Origin of the sequence: Pseudoalteromonas sp. SG41-2 (assembly GCF_014164535.1) — a bacterium.
Lineage (GTDB): Bacteria > Pseudomonadota > Gammaproteobacteria > Enterobacterales > Alteromonadaceae > Pseudoalteromonas > Pseudoalteromonas rhizosphaerae.
Window position 1 is genome coordinate 1 of record NZ_JACJFK010000090.1, and the last position, 1,163, is coordinate 1,163.

2 protein-coding genes and 1 pseudogene are annotated in these 1,163 nt (G+C 37.1%); all 3 read right to left on the bottom strand.

Going from position 1 to position 1,163, the window contains the following annotated elements; all coding sequences use genetic code 11:
• The coding region (locus tag H5186_RS22510; RefSeq protein ID WP_182795041.1) for a DUF600 domain-containing protein at positions 1–249 on the bottom strand (249 nt) is incomplete at its 3' end.
• Between the two features lie 38 nt (positions 250–287).
• Complete coding sequence (locus H5186_RS22515; RefSeq protein ID WP_182795042.1) at positions 288–740, bottom strand: SMI1/KNR4 family protein; 453 nt, start codon at positions 738–740, stop codon at positions 288–290.
• A 6-nt stretch (positions 741–746) separates the two neighbouring features.
• A pseudogene (locus H5186_RS23235) lies at positions 747–1,163 on the bottom strand (hypothetical protein); the annotation flags it as partial.

The following is a 1,163-nucleotide window of genomic DNA, read 5'->3' on the forward strand; positions in this document are numbered from 1 at the left end:
GCGCGTCCATTTTTCTGGTTGGTGTTTAGTGGCATTCTCAAAAAGGGTGATGAATAAATCGACTATCTCGTCTGTCACGGTAATTGGCTGTTCACTAGAGTCATCGGCTTTTTTAAAGTGAGCTTTGCATTCAAGTACGCTTTCATCTTCGCAATTTAAAATGAGTTGGGCTTCAAGCCACGGCTCATTTATTTGCTGGTACAAGTATTGCCCAAGATGTTGGGGGATGTTTTTTATTTCTGGTTGCATGTGCTGTCCTTAGCGTGTTCAATTAGCTTTAATAGATTCTACGAGGTTCTAAGTTCAACATAATCACAAAAGAATGAGAGGAAGGAATCAGCTATTACTCCGTCAACTTGTTTTTTAAATAAATTATAATTAACCAGTGGGTATTCTTTTTCTTGGGTATTAGAATCTAAGCACCAACAAATTTCATTTTCTTTATAAAAAATTACAATTAAATGGGGGGGTAATTCAAATGTTTCCCTGCAATCTAGTGTGTCACCTAATATCGTTCCTCCACGCTTCAAAGTAGCATTATTATCTTCAATACCAGATACCTCCGCATCGATTGTCCCACCTCCACCACATTCTTTTAAAAAACCAACTAATGAAGGCGGGAGTTTTATCGAAATTAGCTGTTCAAGTAGTGCTATTTCTTTCAAGTCAGCCGAACCTTGCCAAATGGTTTCGTGTTCACTCAAATCAAGTTGTTTGATTAACTCACTATATTTATTCATACAGATTTACCTACTCAAAATCTTTTGCTCTAAGTTTCCAGTACTCTTTTTTAAATTTTTCATACTAATATTGGAGCGAAGGGTTATTCCTAAAGCTATTATCATCTTCAATTTTATCTTTAATACTTGAATCAACATTTGTGCTATTTCTGACGTAAAGTCAAGATCGTTTTTATATATCTTGCGATTATTGAGTAAATTTGAGCTGTATATTTTGTCGGTTGAATTAGAAAGTTTTTTACTTTGAGCCTCCTTCAAATCATTCCATTTCGGTGGCTCTAATTCATTGGCTACCGTCTTCTTCGGTTTGCCCACTACGCCTGTGCTTGCCGGTGGCTCAAATTCATCGAGGGCTTTATTTACGCGATTGCCAATTTCATTTGCGGCGTTTCTTACGCCTTGGTCTATTTGCGGGGTGACTTC